Annotated in this window: 11 protein-coding genes; 3 read left to right on the forward strand and 8 right to left on the reverse strand. The window is 51.6% G+C overall.

Features of this window, described 5'->3' with window-relative positions; all coding sequences use genetic code 11:
• Positions 1 to 562 precede the first annotated feature (562 nt).
• The 4 genes from GBK04_RS11595 to GBK04_RS11610 form a co-directional block, all read right to left on the reverse strand.
• Positions 563 to 2,227 (reverse strand): complex I subunit 4 family protein, encoded by a 1,665-nt coding sequence (locus tag GBK04_RS11595; RefSeq protein ID WP_152759824.1) that lies wholly within the window; start codon positions 2,225 to 2,227, stop codon positions 563 to 565.
• 70 nt (positions 2,228 to 2,297) lie between these two features.
• Entirely contained in the window at positions 2,298 to 4,292 is a 1,995-nt protein-coding gene (locus tag GBK04_RS11600; RefSeq protein WP_152759826.1) for an NADH-quinone oxidoreductase subunit 5 family protein, read from the reverse strand.
• Positions 4,293 to 4,355: 63 nt separating this feature from the next.
• Positions 4,356 to 5,573 carry a serine hydrolase domain-containing protein gene (locus GBK04_RS11605; protein WP_152759828.1) on the reverse strand — a complete coding sequence of 406 codons (1,218 nt, stop codon included), beginning with the start codon at positions 5,571 to 5,573 and terminating at the stop codon, positions 4,356 to 4,358.
• A gap of 162 nt (positions 5,574 to 5,735) precedes the next feature.
• Positions 5,736 to 7,061: a T9SS type A sorting domain-containing protein gene (locus GBK04_RS11610; RefSeq protein ID WP_152759830.1), complete on the reverse strand. Its 1,326-nt coding sequence runs from the start codon at positions 7,059 to 7,061 to the stop codon at positions 5,736 to 5,738.
• Between the two features lie 287 nt (positions 7,062 to 7,348).
• On the opposite strand from GBK04_RS11610, the gene GBK04_RS11615 reads away from it, so the two are divergent.
• Positions 7,349 to 8,206, forward strand: coding sequence for an inositol oxygenase family protein (locus tag GBK04_RS11615; RefSeq protein WP_152759832.1), 858 nt, complete (start codon positions 7,349 to 7,351; stop codon positions 8,204 to 8,206).
• A 74-nt stretch (positions 8,207 to 8,280) separates the two neighbouring features.
• Complete coding sequence (locus tag GBK04_RS11620) at positions 8,281 to 9,666, forward strand: high affinity choline transporter 1 (RefSeq protein WP_152759834.1); 1,386 nt, start codon at positions 8,281 to 8,283, stop codon at positions 9,664 to 9,666.
• A gap of 4 nt (positions 9,667 to 9,670) precedes the next feature.
• Here GBK04_RS11620 and GBK04_RS11625 read toward each other — a convergent pair whose 3' ends face one another.
• A complete protein-coding gene (locus GBK04_RS11625; RefSeq protein ID WP_152759836.1) occupies positions 9,671 to 12,067 on the reverse strand; it encodes a TonB-dependent receptor in 2,397 nt (798 codons plus the stop codon).
• 172 nt (positions 12,068 to 12,239) lie between these two features.
• Here GBK04_RS11625 and GBK04_RS11630 point away from each other — a divergent pair, with 172 nt between their 5' ends.
• Positions 12,240 to 13,502, forward strand: coding sequence for a DUF4249 domain-containing protein (locus GBK04_RS11630; protein ID WP_152759838.1), 1,263 nt, complete (start codon positions 12,240 to 12,242; stop codon positions 13,500 to 13,502).
• A gap of 42 nt (positions 13,503 to 13,544) precedes the next feature.
• Here the strand turns inward: GBK04_RS11630 and GBK04_RS11635 are convergent, their stop codons facing one another.
• From GBK04_RS11635 to GBK04_RS11650, 3 genes are all read right to left on the reverse strand, one after another.
• Complete coding sequence (locus GBK04_RS11635) at positions 13,545 to 14,288, reverse strand: hypothetical protein (protein WP_373330908.1); 744 nt, start codon at positions 14,286 to 14,288, stop codon at positions 13,545 to 13,547.
• 495 nt (positions 14,289 to 14,783) lie between these two features.
• Complete coding sequence (locus GBK04_RS11645; RefSeq protein ID WP_152759842.1) at positions 14,784 to 15,092, reverse strand: hypothetical protein; 309 nt, start codon at positions 15,090 to 15,092, stop codon at positions 14,784 to 14,786.
• Between the two features lie 40 nt (positions 15,093 to 15,132).
• On the reverse strand, positions 15,133 to 18,363 hold the full coding sequence (locus tag GBK04_RS11650) for a S41 family peptidase (RefSeq protein ID WP_152759844.1): 3,231 nt from the start codon (positions 18,361 to 18,363) through the stop codon (positions 15,133 to 15,135).
• Positions 18,364 to 18,366: the final 3 nt, after the last annotated feature.

Below are 18,366 nucleotides of genomic sequence, written 5' to 3' on the forward strand. Positions count from 1 at the left end.
AGCGAGCTTTGGAGGAGGTATAGTTAATTGCCTGAAAAAATTGTACCACTGTTGCGATAGTGGGCACAGAATACCTCTCCCCTGAACGATCCAGTCATACTTCACCGCTATTTGCAATCCCGCCTCCGACGGGATATTGTCTTCAGTATCAGCCAACCCATCGGGCAGTTCCCTATCCACCCACTGCTGGCCCCTCAGGCTGAGTGTATTCGTTTCAAAAAGGGATGATTTATTCGTAGAGTAGTGTGAGGGTACCTCGGAAGAACAGGCCTTTAAAAATGGAATAGTACTATTTGAAGCAAACGAGGAGAACACGGCCTGTTGGAACAGAAGAACTAGGAAGAACAAGCGGATCACTTTCATCGTCGGACAGAGCTAATCTTTTCCTGAAAAGAATCCACAGGGAAAATTATTTCAGGGCTCCTTTTATTTTTCAGAAAGACTAATATAAACAACGATTAGCAATAGGAAAAAGAAATCCCGCCGGAACTAAGAAACTTATTTTAAAATAGTAGAATAGTACTATATAAAACTAAATTGCACTCTCTGCCCCCTTAGTAAATCAGGCCATGGTACCGAACCAGGCTTGCACAGTGGGACTACTGATAGAAAACAGCAAGTCAGGAAGTATACCCAGCAGCATTGTAAGTACAGCCAGAACTACTAACAGCCCGATTTCACGGGTCGTCAGGTCATTCAGAGATACAACCTCCGCCGCATTGCGATACCAGAAACCTCCGAAGAACATGCGTTGCAACGTCCAGAGGAAATACGCCGCCGCCAGCACGATACCCAGCGTAGAGAAGGCCGGAATCCAGACCGGCATCTGGCCCGCCCGAAAGGCACCCATCAATGTAAATAGTTCACCCACAAAGCCGGAAAAACCCGGCAAGCCCAGTGAAGCAAAAAAAGCGATACCCGTCAATACCGTATAGCGTGGCATAGGAGCGATCAGCCCCCGATAGTGTTCGATCTGCCGGTCGTGCGTGCGGTCGGACAAGACTCCTGCCAGCAAAAACAACATAGCCGAAAGTACCCCGTGGCTTACCATCTGGTAGATAGCCCCGTTAAAGCCTTCTGCCGTGAACGCCGCAATGCCCAGCAACACAAAACCCATGTGCGATACCGACGAATAGGCAATCATCTTTTTCAGATCGCTCTGTGCCAAGGCATTAAAACCCCCGTACACAATAGAAACCATGGCCAGAAGCCCCAGCGGCACGGAATTAAATAAGGCTTCCTGAGGAAAAAAACCATCTACGATCCGAATGAAACCGTACCCGCCCACTTTCAGCAGAATCCCCGCCAGAACTACGGATATGGCCGTGGGCGCTTCCACGTGAGCATCGGGGAGCCAGGTGTGGACAGGTACCACGGGTAGCTTGACGGCGAACCCGGCAAATAACAGCCAAAAGGCCCAGATTCGGACGGGCGTGTCGCCCAAAAAGATTCCGGAATCAGGATTCAGCCAGGCATTGGGCAGGTAGTTGGCCGCGTCGGCCAGGTACTCAAAGCGAAACGTGTGTACCAGCTGTTCCGGGGCAATCAGCCCCTGCGCCAGGGCTTGTTGGATCTGTGCGACAATACCCGCGTTACTTTCATCCCCCAAAGCCAGTAGGCCGACCGCCCGCGCCGTTTCGACAGGATCAATGGCCGAAAGGTATAGGGCGATCATGACGATCAGAATCAACAGAGAGCCCAAAAAGGTATAGATGAAAAATTTGATGGCTGCATACTCACGCCGGGGACCGCCCCACAAGCCAATGAGGAAGTACATGGGTAGCAACATGAACTCAAAGAACAGGTAGAACAGGAAAAAATCCTGCGCCAGAAAGCAGCCGATTACCGTACCACTTAGTAGGAGATATAGCGAAAAATAGGCTTTCCGGCGCGATTCGATGTGCCAGGAACTGACTGCTCCCACCAGCATGACAACCGTAGCCAGCAGCACCAGCGGAAGACTAATGCCATCCACGGCCAGAGCATAATCGATGGACACGGTACCCAGCGAACCCAGAGGTAGGGTAATCCAGTCCACGGCTTCACGGAATTGGTAACCGGACGATAGTGTGTCGAAACCCGCATAGAGCAGCATAGCCAGCCCCACCTCCACAGCACACACGGCCACTGCAATTACGCGCAGGCTGCGCTCGGCGGGCCACGCAAGTGTGAGGACTGCCCCCAGGAACGGAATAAAAATCAGAAGGGTGAGTAAATGGTCACTCATTCGTTTTATGCAGCTAATGGCCATTGGCTGATAGCCATTGGCTTTTTATAAAATTTGGAAAGATAACTCATCAAAGCAGCATGACCCAAAGCAGCAGCAAGAGCATGCTGACGAAGGTCAGCAAAAAGTAGGACTGTATTTTACCATTCTGGAACAATCGCACCACTTGCCCGGCTCCCCGGGTCGCCCCGACCACCACTTTTACACCGCCGTCGGTAATATGCCGATCCGTCCAGGCAATCAGGTGCGCCAGCACGACCGTCAGGCGCCCCAGGCCATTTACCACGGCATCCAGCACTTCGCGGTCAAGCTGCGCGCAGAAGATGGCTATTTTCTGAAAGGCTATCAGGAAAAAAGTACGGTGTTGGGTGGTTTCATCGTGGGCGGCCAGCGTCCTGAAACGCCCGTAGGTTTGCTGCCATACGGGATGGCGGTCAGAGTATTTTTCAAAAATCGTTTTTTCAAAAAAACCTTCCACCCGTCTGACCTGCCGGTATACCAGTCCCAGCGCGACTCCCGTGGCAATGACCGACAGCAGAGGTACCCAGCTCGCATGTACCTCCGGTTGGTACTGCAATCCGCCCAAAAACCAGCCCGAAAAAGCATCCAGCGGATTAGGCGAAAACCAGAAAAACAGCGACCCTGCCGCCAGCAATCCCATCGGAACCCACATCAGAGCGGGGGATTCGTGCGGTTGTACGTTCACTTCGGCGGTATAGCGTTTCTCACCCATAAAGATCAGCCAGATCTGCCGCACCATGTAGTAAGCAGTGAGCCCGGCGGCCAGCACGGCTAAAAGCGGGAAGAGGTACCATAGACCACCCGCTTCGGCAGCCCGCGCGAAAGCCACCACAAAAATGGCGTCCTTGGATAAAAAACCCGAAAATAGGGGAATTCCCGCCAAAGCCGCAGCGCACACGACATAGCAGACGAACGTACGTGGCATGAGAGTCCGCAGGCCGCCCATATTTCGCATATTTTGCGGATCAAACGGTGAGTAGGGATCGGAGGAAGTGAGGGCGTGGATTACCGAACCCGCCGACAGAAAAAGCCCGGCTTTAAAAAAAGCGTGCGTAAGTAGATGAAACATGGCTACCTGCCAGCTACCTACCCCTACCGCCAGTACCATCAGGCCCAGTTGCGAAATGGTAGAGTAGGCCAACACGCGCTTGATATCCCACACGTGCATGGCCTTCCAGGCACCATGCAGCATGGTGAAGGTACCTACCAGCGCTATCACCAGTTGGGCCGTCGGGGTGAGCATAAAGGCGATTCGGGCCAATAGAAAAATCCCCGCTGCTACCATCGTGGCCGCGTGAATCAGGGCCGATACGGGCGTGGGGCCTTGCATGGCGTCCGGCAGCCAGTCCGACAGTGGGAATTGGGCCGATTTGCCTACGCATCCTCCGAACAGGCAAAGTCCGATTATGGTAAGGTAGTTAGGCGGAATAGTATCCAGAGAAGTAGGCAGGGCCACAAAGTCGCTGGTGCCTGCCTGATACATCAGCAGCAGAATACCCGTCAGAAAGGCGGCATCGCCGATGCGATTGAGAATAAACGCTTTCTTGGCGGCCCAGGCTGCCAGGGGTTTGTGATGCCAGAATCCAATAAGCAGATACGACGACAGGCCCACAAGTTCCCAAAAAATGTACATCAGCAGCAGGCTGCCGGACAGCACGATTCCCAGCATGGAGAATATGAACAACTGAATAAATGCAAAGTACCGGAAGCGCGCAGCATCGTGGTGCATATAGGCGATGGAGTACAGCTGCACCAAAAAGGCCACAAAATGCACTAGCAAGAGCATCAGCCAACCCAGCTTGTCGAGACGAAACGTAAGTTGAAAAGGGATATCACCCAAGGTGATCCAATCGAATCGAAATGCGTAAATCTCGTCGGGAGAAAAATAGAAGGCGCTGAACAGGAGCCCGACCAGGGTGAATGTAGCAGCTCCCCAGCCTGCCGGACCGTTGAATCGTTTTCCCGCCAGCCCGATTCCGGTACATGCCAGAAGCGGTAAAGCCAGCAAAAACAAGATGGAAAAGGGCAATGCGGCAGAGGGCATGAACTAGGATACAGTATTTGGCTCGGCAAATATCCTCAATTCAACCCCGATTTCAAACCTAACTCACAGGTCTTTCTCTATATCGTCCGCTTGTACCTGCCCGTGCAGAATGTCCAGCAGTTCCTTAATCTGGTACACAGAACGGTTGTAGGAGTTACCCAGGATGATGATGACATAGTCATCCGCTGGGTTCATCCACAGCATGGTGTTGTAGCCTTTCCACCAGCCGCCGTGGTAAATGTGCTCGGCTTTTTCCTGGTCATTAAGGTGCAGTCGGAAGCCATAGCCGTAGTTTTTGAGGCCAGGACGCTCGAAACTTCGAGGAGAGAAAGCCTCCCGCATCGTCTTTTTGCTCAACAGGCAGTCGGCCGATAATCCTTTATAAAATCGATACAAATCCCGCGTTGTGGAATAGAGCCCCTTGTCGCCCACTACCTCGTCGTAGTAGTCTTTGGGCACCAAGCGCCCGTACTGGTACCCGGCTGTGCGGTAGAGCTGTGTAGAATCGGCCGCCTGCGTGATCAGAAACGTATGCTTCATGCCCAGAGGCTCGATAATATGTTTTTGAAGATAGTCTCCAAATGCCGCCCCGGTCACCTTTTCGACAATAGCCGCCAGCACCATATAATTGGTATTGCTATAACTGAACGAGCGGTCCGGACGGTTGTACGGCCTGGGTGTAGGCTTCACGGCTGCAAACCAGTGCATTACCGCCGCATTAGAGGGGTACTTATGTCCATGACGCACGCTATCCATAAAGGCATAGGTGTAGTTGGGGAGCCCACTTCGATGGCAAAGCAATTCCTGAATAGTAATGTTATGGTAGGGAAAATCGGGGAAAAAGCGCTGGACGGTATCTTCCAGACTGAGCTTGTTGGCCTCGTAGAGCTTGAGTACCGCTACGGCCGTGAAGGGCTTGGAGAGCGATGCCAACTGAAAGGCATGGTCGACCCGGAGGGAATCTTTTTCTTTGAGATGGGCGTAGCCAAATGATTTCTCATACAGCACTACGCCTTTCTGGGCGATCAGCACGTTGCCATTAAAGCCAGCCAGACGTTTTTTGCGAAAAATCTCTTCAATCTCGGCTACCTTTTGTTCAGCGTTGATTTGCTGCCTGATTTTGGTTTCTTCTTCCGCGCTCAGGGGGGTACCTACACACTCGGTGTACCAGTCGTTGGCTTTGGTCACCTTACTATGCTGCGTTCGGTCACAAGCTACCCACACAACACTCACAATGGCCATACCAAAGGCCCACATTCCTCGCTTCAACACTAAATTCATCACCAATTTACCCGCCGATTTTTAGGTACTCTAAAAAAATAATTGTGGTAAAGAATTTAGGAATAGGCAGTTTCTGGATTAGATCAATAGCCGCAAATGTAAACAGGATGATGCGCCCGGTCAAGTACCCGATGGATTTGATTTAACTAAAATACACGCTATTTACTGTACTAGCACTTTCGTATGGCTTCGGAAACCATCCTGATTCAGGATAAGAAAGTACATGCCCGGCGAAAGAACGGAATGAGGAATCAGCTCAGTATACCCATCACTGCCTTGGTTGATCCGAAAATTGATGTTCTGCCCCGAGATGGTGGTTAGTTTCAGCGCCGAAATATCCACCGAAGAAGCCCGGAAGCGGATCCGTTCCCCGGTGGTAGGGTTGGGGGTTACCCATAGGGTAGGCTGGTCGGAGTGTACGATCACGTCCCTTACTTTGGAATACTCGTAGGTGCCGTCTTTATCCACCATGCGGAGGCGGTAATAATTGACTCCGGGCAAAGGAGCCATATCGGTAAAGGAATACTGCCGACGGCCGTCTGTTTCGCCCGCCGCCGCTATGCTGCCTAGGTCGCCAAATTCCTGCAAATCGCTGCTGCGCTGTACGACAAATTCGCGGCTGTTCTTTTCCCAGGCGGTTTCCCACCCCAGTTCTACCTGCTGGCCAATGGGTTGGGCGGTGAAGTAGGTGAGGTTGACGGGCAAAACACCCGAAATATCCCGGATACGCAGGTTGTCCATGACAATGCTCCCTCCACCCGAATTGAATAGAAAGTTAAAATTGGTCAGTGTAACGTTACCCGCCGGGCCTGCTACCTTGCCCCGGCCAAGCACCAGAGGAACATTGTTTACCCATATATCATAAGTACCGGGTTGTAGCACGATTTGAGGGGCACGGGCATTGCGGGGATCAAAATAAGTAGTGCTTTTACTACCATTGTTCATGGCCACAATCACTTTGACTGTTTGGGAACTAGGAAAAGTGGGGCTGTCAATGGTAGACCCGCCGCCCGACACATTGCGTATTTGAAATGTATTGTTTGCGCCCAGGTTGATGGAAAACCGCGCGAATAAATCGGCGTTGGGATTGGCGGTTCCATTCGTTGCAAGGTTTTGGCCTATATTGAATATGGCCGCACCATTGATCGGCGAAGTAACAAGAGGAACATTGATGTCCACTTCGAGATATAATGTGGATGGAACAGGAGAAAAATTGGTATTTCTGGCAAAAAATGCCTGCGCTGGAGTAGTTACCCGCGTAATAATCATTTTACCTCCGCTGAATACAATACTGGAGTTATTGTTGGCCACCAAGACGTTAAATTGCGTATTGTTCGGAGTGGTTGAAGTATAACCCACTGGATAGGTGAAATCCTGGATGAAGTAATCGGTCTGTGCGTAGCAATTCGGCCTCGCAGACAGGATAAACAGCCCCAGCAGGACTGCCATGCCAAACACATTTGTCCGAATATAGGAAAGAATACGCATACGTCGTGTGGTTGTGGGTACCTACATAGGGTACCCGTGGCTTTTTCACAAAAGTCGAAAATTATGAAAAGGTAAGCAAAAACTTTTTGTATAGCAATGGTTTCATGCCGCACGCCAGTTCACTGACCGGATCGAGAAAACCATTTCTTTGGATTTCTATGCACAAAAAGTACCGTTCCAGAACGTATAGAGCGTTTAGAAAAGCGGTAAAATTCTCTGAAACTCTCGCCATAACTTGTTGATAAGTTGTATTTTTACGTTCTGATTCAGAAAAAACTCGATTACCTATGACAACTGACACCAACAATCCGCTGCCTAGTCTCGACGTATGGGAAGACGACGTCCTGACCCGCTACCCCGAACCTTTTGAAAAAGCCAAGGAAGAGTACCGCAACTACGACGAGCCGGGGCGCGACACGGTGCGGGAGTTTTACCGGCTCAACCATACCTACCAGACCTACGACTTCGTGCTGGAAAAGGAGCGCCAATACCTGAAATTTGACAAAAAAGAAATGCCCATCTGGGAAGCGTTCGACTTTCTGAACACGCTGGTGGACGATTCTGACCCCGATACGGATCTGGATCAATGGAAACACCTGTTGCAGACCTCAGAGGCTATCCGCGCCGACGGCCACCCCGACTGGTTTGTGCTGGTGGGACTGATGCACGACATGGGCAAGGTACTTTGCCTATTTGGCGAGCCGCAGTGGGCCGTGGTGGGCGATACCTTCCCGGTAGGTTGCGCACATTCCGATAAGATCGTGTACCCTGAGTACTTCGCCGCTAACCCCGATACCTACGATCAACGCTACAATACCAAATACGGCGTGTACGAACCCAACTGCGGCCTGCGCAATGTCCACATGTCGTGGGGACATGACGAGTACGTGTACCAGATGACCAAGCACGGGATGCCTGAAGAAGGGCAGTATATGCTACGCTACCATTCGTTCTATTCCCAGCACCGCGAACATGCCTATGATCATTTGCTCGACAACCATGATCAGGCGATGTTCGAGTGGGTGAAGAAATTCAATCCTTACGACTTGTACTCCAAGGTACCTACTCCACCCGATTGGACCAAGCTCCGTCCCTACTACGAGGATTTGGTGGCGAAGTATCTACCAGGATCGCTGAAGTTTTAAATAATCTTGTTTTTCTTATTTTTGAGCCGTCAGGTGTACCTGGCGGCTCTTTTTTATGCCTGGACCGGAATTCTATGTTGGCCATTTCCATTATTGGGTACCTTCTTCTTAACCTGGGCATCGGCTGGTGGGCATCACGCCGCGTGACCACCACACAGGATTTTGTGTTGGCGGGCCGCAATCTGCCCCTTGTATTGGCAGCGTCGGCTACTTTCGCGACCTGGTTTGGCTCCGAAACCATCATGGGAGCTCCCACCGAATTCATCGAACACGGCGTTCTGGGAATCATTGAAGACCCTTTCGGGGCGGCGCTGTGCCTATTCCTGGTCGGGCTGTTTTTTGCGCGACGTTTCTACCAGATGAACATCATCACCTTTTGCGATTATTTCAGGATTCGCTTCGGCCGCCGGGCCGAGTTGTTGTCGGCCATCCTTATTATCCCTTCGTATTTCAGCTGGATCGCGGCCCAACTGCTGGCGATGGGTATTGTGCTGAAAATCGTACTGGGCTGGTCATTGACTGAGTGTATTCTGTTGAGTTCGTTCGTGGTAGTACTTTATACCATTTGGGGCGGTATGTGGTCCATTTCTATTACTGATTTCATCCAGACGCTCCTTATTATCATTGGATTAAGCATCGTAGCCATTATTCTTTTTCGAAAAACGGGCGGGCTCACAGCCATTACTGAAAAACTACCGGATGGTTTCTTTCGGTTTTATCCCGAATTCACCTTTAAGGCCTCGGTGGAGTACTTCGCGGCCTGGATTACGATTGGCCTGGGCTCCATTCCGCAGCAGGATGTTTTTCAGCGGGTCATGTCGGCTAAGTCCGCCACCGTTTCGGTGCAGGCTACGTTGATCTCCTCTTTCATGTACCTGAGCGTAGCTTTCATTCCGCTTTTCATTGCGCTCTGCGGTCACGTGCTGTACCCGGAATTGGAACAACAAGACAGCCAGATGATTATTCCCAATATGGTACTCATGCACACGCCCCTGTTGCTGCAAATTCTGTTTTTCGGAGCCTTGGTATCCGCCATCCTCAGTACCACCAGCAGCGCCATCATGGCCCCAGCAGCAGTCTTGGGCGAGAATATCGTCAAATTCTTCAAGCCCGACCTCACCGACCAGCAACTGCTACGCATTATTCGCTTCAGTATATTTGGCATTACCCTCATCTGCATATTTATGGCTACGACCCGCGAGAGCATCTTCGAGCTGGTCGCTGAATCGTCCGCATTTAGTCTGGTTTCGCTGTTCGTACCACTGGCGGCGGGGGTTTACTGGCAGCGGGCTAACGCCTTGGGCTGCCTGATTTCGATGGTAGTCGGCCTGGTGGTATGGCTGGCGTGCATTGAATTAGAAACGGAGTACCCACCCTTGATTTATGGTCTACTGGCTAGTTGGATAGGAATGGTGATTGGGGTCTTTTTCGGGAAAAAGCATACTCCTGCCAATCCGTAGCCAGCTATTTAAACTCAAAATTGTAGGTCAGGCTCGGAATGGGTGCGGCAAAAATGGCCAGGCGGTAGGGATTAGTCGCTTTTCCCTCGGTGCGGTAATAGATCGAGTAGGCATTCTTGCGGCCATACAGGTTATAGACCGTGAAAGTCCAGTGGCCCTGCCAGCGGCGGTCGCGCAGACTGGGGTTGTAGATGTTCCAGGCCAGATCGAGCCGGTGGTAGGCGGGCAGGCGTCGCTGATTGCGGGTGTTGTAGAAAGGGTAGGTACGGTCCTGATAGCGGATAAAACCTTCCGGCGCGGTGTAGGGTCGCCCGGTACTGTACACGAAATTGAATGAAAAACTATGGTGCCTGCCCTGCTGAATGTTCAGGCTGGCATTGATGCTGTGCGGACGATCGTAGTTGGCACGGTACCAGGTACCCCCGTTAATTTGCTGAAAAAAATCGGCCCCGGTCAATACCTGGTTAAAGGTTCGGGCGTAGGTGTAGTTGATCCAGCCCGTCAACTCGCCCTTCTTTTTGGTAAGCATCGTCTCCAGACCGTACGCGCGGCTTCGGCCCGCCAGCAGCTTCGTTTCGGGATAGGGTTCGAGCAAAAAATTCGCTCCCGGTTTATAGTCGAGGATATTGGCTGTTTGGCGGTAGTAAATTTCTGCCGACATTTCCAGGATGCTTTCCTTGAAGTTCTGATAGTACCCTACCGACCACAACTGGCTCACCTGCGGCTTGATGTGCGCACCGGAGGTTTTCCAGCGCGAAGTCGGTAGCGGCGTAGTGGTGTTGGAAACCACCTGCAGGTACTGCCGCATGAGGTTGTACCCTACCTTGATGGAAGCATCCTGACCCAGTGAATACCGCAGACCTACCCTTGGCTCAAGGCCCCCATAGCGGGCGGTGGGCTGTCCCGTACCGTAAGTTAGTGAATCCACGATCGTCGAAGCATCTACCACCTCGCCAGAGGCGTAGCGGTATACTACCGCCGGTCCCAGGTTCAGGAAGTAGGAATAGCGCAGCCCCGCCGACACCGCCAGTCGCTCCGATAAGTTGATTTCGTCTTCAAGGTGCGCGGCCAGTTCGAGAGCCTGTTCTTTTGGGGTAGAAAGGTAGCGCACGGCCGGGCTATTGTTGGGAAGCAACTCGCCCGGATTGAGTAGGTACTGCGTGGCGCTGAGACCAAACTCCAGTTTCTGCTTTTCCAGTTGATAGTTCAGATTGGTCTTGGCCTGCCGTTGTTGCAGCGATTGCTTCAGTACCACCGGATTGGCCGTACTATCTTCAATGGATAGGATTCGGGGAATGTATCGCGCCACCAGCGCAGTGGTTTGCAGGTTGAATCGGGGCGAAAAGGCGTGGAACCAGCGCACCATGCCGTTGGTGGTTTCGTGCTGGTACTTCGTAGCCGTGGCGTTGATGTTAGAGAGGCTACCCAGCAGATTGGTCTGGAAGAGATCGTAGCTGTAGTAGCCCATGGCCGTCACGGTGTTTCTATCATTGACCCGCCAGAAAAGCTTAGCCGTACCATCCCCAAATTTGGCCCGGATGCCCTCGAGCCGGGGCGAGGCCAGCCGAATCAGGAAATCATTGAACGCACCGCGCCCTGCTACGAATATACCGAGTTTTCCTTTCACGATAGGTGTTTCGAGCGTCAGCCGATTGGCTACCAGGCTGATGCCACCGCTGGCTTTGGCTTTTTCGAGGTCGGGATTGCGCAGCGTAATATCCAGCACCGAAGCCGCCCGCCCCCCATAGCGGGCGGGTACGTTTCCCTTGTACAAATCCAGTCCGCTTACCGCATCGGGTGGGAAAACCGAAAACAGTCCGAACATGTGGGTAGGATTGAAAATAGGCGTGTCGTCCAGCAGAATCAGGTTTTGGTCGGTGGTACCTCCCCGGATATTGACCCCGTTGGCGGCCTCTCCGACACTCGTTACCCCAGGCAGCATTTGCAGGCTGCGCAGAATATCCACCTCGCCCAAAGCGGCGGGCATGCGTTTGATGGCTTCGATGTTGATCTGACTGACGCCCAACAGCGGCTTCCGGACGTTGGGGTCATACCCTTTGGACATAATGACCACCTCCTCCAACTGGCTGGCTACGGTAGCCAGTTTCACATCCAGTTGCGTATCCCTCTGAACGAAAAGTGTGGTTCGAAAAGGTACGTACCCCACATACCGCACTACCACCGTCCGTGGCCCGCGTGGAACCGTGACGGCGTAGCTACCGTCGCTTCCGGTGGCGACGCCTGTGCTGTTTTTGCCGTAATCCACAACGACCGTCGCCCCGGTTAGTGGCTTGCCCGTCGCCGAATCGCTGACAGTACCCGACAACCTAGGTAACTGCTGCGCGCGGGTACCTAGCGTCAAAGTCAACGCGGTGAAGACAATCAGGTAAAACCGAATCATAAACGAGGTTTTAAAGGCAAGACGGCTGGTCAGAAATAGAACGATTGAGCCTACGCAGTCCTCAGCCCATCGCCCACTACGCAAGGTTTGTAAAAAAATAATTTATATCTTAAAATCCTATTTTATTAGATTAAATTAAGAATTTACCAATTCATTCAGCCAGCCTCGCATTATGCGGATTCTGATACGAAATGCTTTCTTCTATGTACTACTTCTCCTGTGGGAATTAACGGGCTGTGTCGATGCCATTGAGCTCGACTATCCGGGTACCGTGGATGTGGTAGTGGTAGAAGGTACCCTTACCGATTTGGCTGAACCGCAAATAATCCGCCTAAGCCGGTCAAAGAGTGATCCGCTGACAGGCCGTCCTGGTTTTCTGACCATTTCCGGAGCCAAAGTTGAGGTACTGGTGGATTCTGCTGAAGTGGTGGAAGCCTTCGAAACCGTAGCAGGTACCTACCGGTTGCCCGCTGATTTTCGGGGAAAAGTGGGGCATGCTTACCAATTGCGCTTTACGTTGAGCGACGGTACCCGCTACGAATCTTCTCAACAGATAATGCCGGCCGTGCCGCCCATCGGGAAAGTTACGGCTGAGTTCAACCCAAAAAGTATATCGCCATTATTGGTACAGGGCCACACCGCCGGACACGATTTTTTTCTGGACACGCAGGACCCGGCCGACCAGTCCAATTATTACCGCTGGGACTGGCGGCTGTGGGAAAGCCGACGTTGGTGCCGTACCTGCGAACAGGGTGCTTACTCGATTTACAATGTCGTTACTACGTATGATGAATACGGAGGGGCTCACTATGAGACCGGGGACAATTTGTTCGAAAGCTGTTTTTATCCTCCCAGGCCCCGCAATGGCCTTCCTACGCCTTACTGGGTCTATGATTATGAATGCCGCACCCAATGCTGGGCCATTCTGTGGAGCAGCGAGCTAAACCTTTTTGCCGACAGCTATACCAATGGTGGTGCGATCACGCACCGGAAAGTCGCCCAGATTCCCTTTTATCAACGCGCTCCGGCACTGGTAGAAATCAGGCAATTGGGACTCACCCCGGCAGCGTATCGTTTCTTTAAAGATTTACAGGATCAGACGCAGAATAATGGAGGGGTAGCCGATCCCCCACCCACTGCTTCGGTTGGTAATGTTAAAAATGCAGCGGACCCGCGAGAGATTACGATCGGTTTCTTCACCGCATCGTCCGTAGCCACCGCCCGTTACTGGCTCGACCGCTCGGACGCCATCGGTGTACCACCAGGCTTGTTCATGGCGTTAATGGGACGCGAACCCATTCCTGAACCCCCGCCCCCCGGATTTTCTTACATACAAATCGTGGATACCAAAACCACCTCGTCGCGCCCCTACACAGCGGTCTGCGTGGAAAATGAAAAACAGACCGCGCAAAAGCCGGTGGGATGGCAGCAGTGAAAAATAAAGCAGGTTTAAGTACTTTCAGAGTAATGAAAAGAGCTACGTCTGTTCGCATCTCTCCTTAATGATTTCCAGGATATTTTCCTGAATATCCCGCATGATTAGCTTACTCCAAAAACCACTGTAAAAGTTAAATCTCGTGGATAGCCGAAACTGAGAGCTGAGGTGCAGGAGGATTTTCCCATTGTTCAGTTTTTCAATTTCGTATTTGCCTTCCAGCACATCGAAGTACTTGCCACCTACCATCACGTGTTCGTCGAGCGCGGCGGGAGGAATTGACTCGGGATCAGCTTCGATGCTGAACGCAAGTACCTGCAAAGGCAGCATTTGGGTCACTGTTTCCGTAAAAAACAAACCCCGGTCGAAAATGGCTTTTCTGACACCCCCTACCGCTACGGTGTCGAGTTCTGCTTCCAAGGGGCGCGGAAAACCCATGAATTGAAAGAGTGACCGCTTGTTTTCACTCTCCGTAATCGGCCTGACGCGGGTAAGGTTTTGCCAAACTACCTCATCCGTAGCGTTGATAACAATGGACGTATTTTCTGAAAATATTTTTTCGCTGAGTTTGAATTGACTTTCAATGGGCGCGACCAGTAAGGGAAGTACCAACAAGGCAGAGACGAGTACTTTGCTGCGGTTCCTTTTAAATAGATTAATTCCAATAAAACCACCCAGAGAGGCCATGATAGCGAAAATAGGCAAAGCCATGAGTGCACAGATGAAACCTTCCCAGCCCACAATGACCGATATGCCGACGAAGCCAAGGATGGAAAACAGAGACATGATAATACCAAGGATTTTTCCTGATCGCGTGACTGTATCATGGTAATAAGCGACGATCAACCCAATTACGAAAGGCACTAAAAACAAAAAAGAAAAGGTCATCAGCTCCCCGGCATAAAGGTAACTTTGCAGATAATCCCCTTCCAGTCCAAATACGAGGCGGGATAACAATCCGTACGCAATGCCATAAAGTAGACCTTTCCAGTTTTTAGGGTTTTTCATTGTCCTCGCTTTTCAGGCATACATCAACTTCCCTTTGGGTTGGAGAATTGGCCGACCAAGCTGTTCGGCACTTTTAATTCATTCAACAATAACTACTTGAAAATTAGAGACTTCTGCCTTATATGCTGCTGCTTCGGACATGCAGCCAGCTAACTCCAGTGCTTCGGCTATGTAGGACTCGTCCTCTTTGCTCCAATAGATGATGATTTCGAATTTGTGGTAGTTTTTATCTTCATACTACTCAGTCTGTAGAATTTATAACACCATTACTGTTTACCATCCAATTTTGCCAAGTTTCCACATCAATAACCCAAAAAATAATAGTATTATAGAAAGAGAAATTATAATATATGCAACAGTTCTGGTTGAATTACTCCTCTCAAAAAAAGAGATATTATCTTTATCAATAAATTGAACAAATCTATTAAGTCCTTCTTTTTTAGTATTTTCTATTTCGTAAAAATATACTGAAATGATATCTCCCTCTTTCAAATTATCAATGTTTTCGTATTTCGGTTTAAAATCACCTTCATCATTTCCTACAAAAATTTCGAACGGGAATCTATAGTTTTCAATTTTCATATTCTGACGTACTGAGATCATTGTTGTGATCATCTGTATTCTACTTCACCTCCGCCATAAGTACCTCCACCGCCTTTTCCAACTGCGCGTCTTTGCCTTTGGCTACTTCTTCGTAGGCATTCCAGACTTTCACGTCGGGTTCGGTTTGGGCGTTTTCGAGGTACTGTCCGGTCATGGCTTTCACGCCCAGCGGCGGTACCCCCCAGCGAATGGAGTTGTCCTGCAAACTTTCCCAACCCGCGAAGGTACAGGTACCTGGCACGGGCTGCCCGATGAGCTTGTTGATCTTCTGATCCTGCACCATAAAGGCATAGCAGTGGCCGTCGGAGTAGTTGGCTTCGTTGGCCAGCGACACGCTCGGCTTGGTCCAGCGGAAATTAGGCTCATAGCCATTGGAGCGGTTATCGGTAGTGTAGTCCATGAACTTCTTGCCGCTCAGGAACATCGCCAGATCAGCCACCAGGTCGCCGCCGCCGTTGAAACGGGTGTCGATCACGATGCCCTTTTTACCCGCGTACTTGCCCATAATTTCCTCGTAGGTAGTTCGGTAGGCGCCGTCGTTCATGCCCGGGATGTGTACGTAGCCCAAAGTACCTTTGCTCAGCTTTTCGACTTCCTCCTGATTGCGCTTCACCCAGCGGGTATACAGCAGGCGGCTTTCTTCTGACGGCTTGATGGGCTTCACCACGATGTCGCGGCGTTTGCCATTTTCCACCAAGGTGAGCAGCGTATTCTGGTCGGCCTTGCGGTTGAGGTACTGCGCCAGATCGCGGTCGGGCGCGATGGTCTCGCCGTTGATCGCTTCGATGATCGTACCCGGCTGCACGTCGAAACCGGCCTTGTCCAGCGGTCCGCCCTTGACGACCTCCGTCACCCGGACGCCGTTGCCGTTGTAATCATAATCGTAAAAAGCCCCCAACGCCGCCGTAGCGTCGTCGGTGGGATTGGAAGTACTATACCGCGCACCGCTGTGCGAGACATTAAGTTCGCCCAAAAGTTCGCTGAGCATTTCGGCAAACTCGAAATTGGTGCCGATGTGCGGCAGGTACTTTTCATAATCGGGGCGATAGCTGTCCCAGTCCACGCCGTGCATACTGGCCGTGTAAAAAGTACTTTTGGTGCGCCGCCACACGTGGTCGAACATGAACTGCCGCTCAGCGGCCAGATCCACCATCATTTCGCCGTTGATCTTGATGGTTTCCTGTTTGGCTTTCTCAGGATCTATTTTCAGGATTTTGCCATCGGCGTTCAGGAAAATATTCTTCTGCTCCTTGTCCCAATCCATCGAGCCACTGCCCGAATTCATTACCAGTACCTGCTTGGTTTCCTTGGTGCGCAGATTGGTACTCCACAGGTTGTAGCCTTTTTCGAATTTGGCGAGGTAGTACAGCGTTTCACCGTCTTTACTCAGCAGTGCGTCGGCCAGGCTCGATGAGTGGATCGTCAGTTTGGCTTTACGCCTGTCCAGTCCGTCCCAGTCAATCGTCACGGTCGAGTCCTTAGGTACTTCTTTCTTTTTTGTGGAATCTTTTTTCGTCGAATCGCCCTTGGCCGCTTTCTCGATATCCTTGGCCAAAGCCGCCTCTTCCTTGCTCATATTGAAATCGTCAAATGCCTTCTGGGTTAAGAACATGGCGTACACGTCCGATTGCGCGCCGCCGCTCTGCGCCTGACTGCGTAGGCCGTCGCGGGTACTGAACCATAGGATTTCTTTGCCGCCCTGCACCCATTTGGCGCGGTAGTCCTGAAAACCATTTTCGGTCAGGTTCACGACTTTCCCCTTGCCATCGGTAGCAATCAGGCCGATTTCGCCGCTGGCGATGCCGGGAACGCTGTAATCGAAAGCGATCCATTTGCCATCGGGGCTCCATTGGAAGTACTGGTCGTTGTCGCGCATCGAAAACAATTCCTGGTTGGTGAGCAGGGTGCGGGATTTCTTGCTGTCCAGATTATATACTTTCAGCGTCATACGGTCTTCGATGTAGGCGATTTCCTTGCCATCGGGCGAGTACACAGGCTGGTAGTTTTCCTGCTTATTTTCAATAATCGGCGTCTCTTTCAGCACCGTGGAAGCGTAGAAATAGGGTTCTTCCTTGCGGCTGATGCGGGATTCGTAGATGTTCCAACTATTGCCGCGCTCGGAGGCGTAGATGAGCGCCTTACCATCGGGTGAAAAGCTCACTTCCTGCTCCTGCTCGGGCGTGTGAGTAATGCGCTTGGTCATACCGCCTTCCACCGCCGTGACGAATACCTCACCCCGATAGATGAAGGCCACTTCCTTGCCGTTGGGCGACACCGCCATACCGCGCGCGTTGCCGCTCACCGTCATTACCTTTTCGTTGTTACTGCGGGCGTCGGAGGCGATTTGGACATTGACTTTCTGCGGCTTGGCGTCGGGTTTCAGGGTATACAGCTCACCGTCGTAGCTGAAACACAAAGTACCCTCGTTGGCACGGCTCAGGAAACGGACGGGATGCTTTTTGAAGGAAGTCAGCGTTTCGACGGTCGCGGGATTGTCCATCGAAAAGCGGTGTACGTTGAACGAACCTTGCCGCTCGCTGAGGAACGTAACGGTCTTGCCGTCGTCGCTCAGAATTGGGTTGCGGTCTTCCCCGGCAAAAGTCGTGAGCTTGGTGTGTTTGCCCGATTTGGTATCGTATACCCACACATCCCGCGCGATGGACGAAGTATGGTGCTTGCGCCAGGCGTTCTCGCCGCCTTTTTTGTCGTGATACACCAGCTTACTGCCATCCTTGCTGTACTTTACGTCCTCGGCTGGTGTACTGAACACCTGGTCCACCCGGCCGCCCTGGGTAAGTACCTTATACAATTCCGGCTGCGAGCCCGTGGGAAACTGACGATTGGCCGCCAAATCCTGCCGCGCTGAGCCAAACACGATGGTTTTACCATCAGGTGAAAAATCATAGGGAAACTCATCCGCCGAGTGGAACGTCAACCGCTTCGGCTCGCCGCCCGTGGCGGGCATCACGAACACATCGAAATTCCCATAACGATCCGACGCAAAGGCAATGTTCTTCCCATCGCGTGACCACACCGGCATGAAATCCTGCGCCTCGTGCAGCGTGAGCGGCGTGGCGTTGCCACCCGCAGCAGGTACCTTCCACAAGTCGCCTTTGTAGGTAAAGACAATGGTGCTGCCGTCGGGCGAAATACTGGGATAGCGCAGCCAGGTGGGGGTAGTTTGGGCGTGGAGTTTTGGTGTTGCTGATATAATTATCAGAAGAAGAATAGATAGTAAGAATTTTTTCATAAA

This window comes from Salmonirosea aquatica (genome assembly GCF_009296315.1).
In the GTDB taxonomy this organism is placed as follows: domain Bacteria; phylum Bacteroidota; class Bacteroidia; order Cytophagales; family Spirosomataceae; genus Salmonirosea; species Salmonirosea aquatica.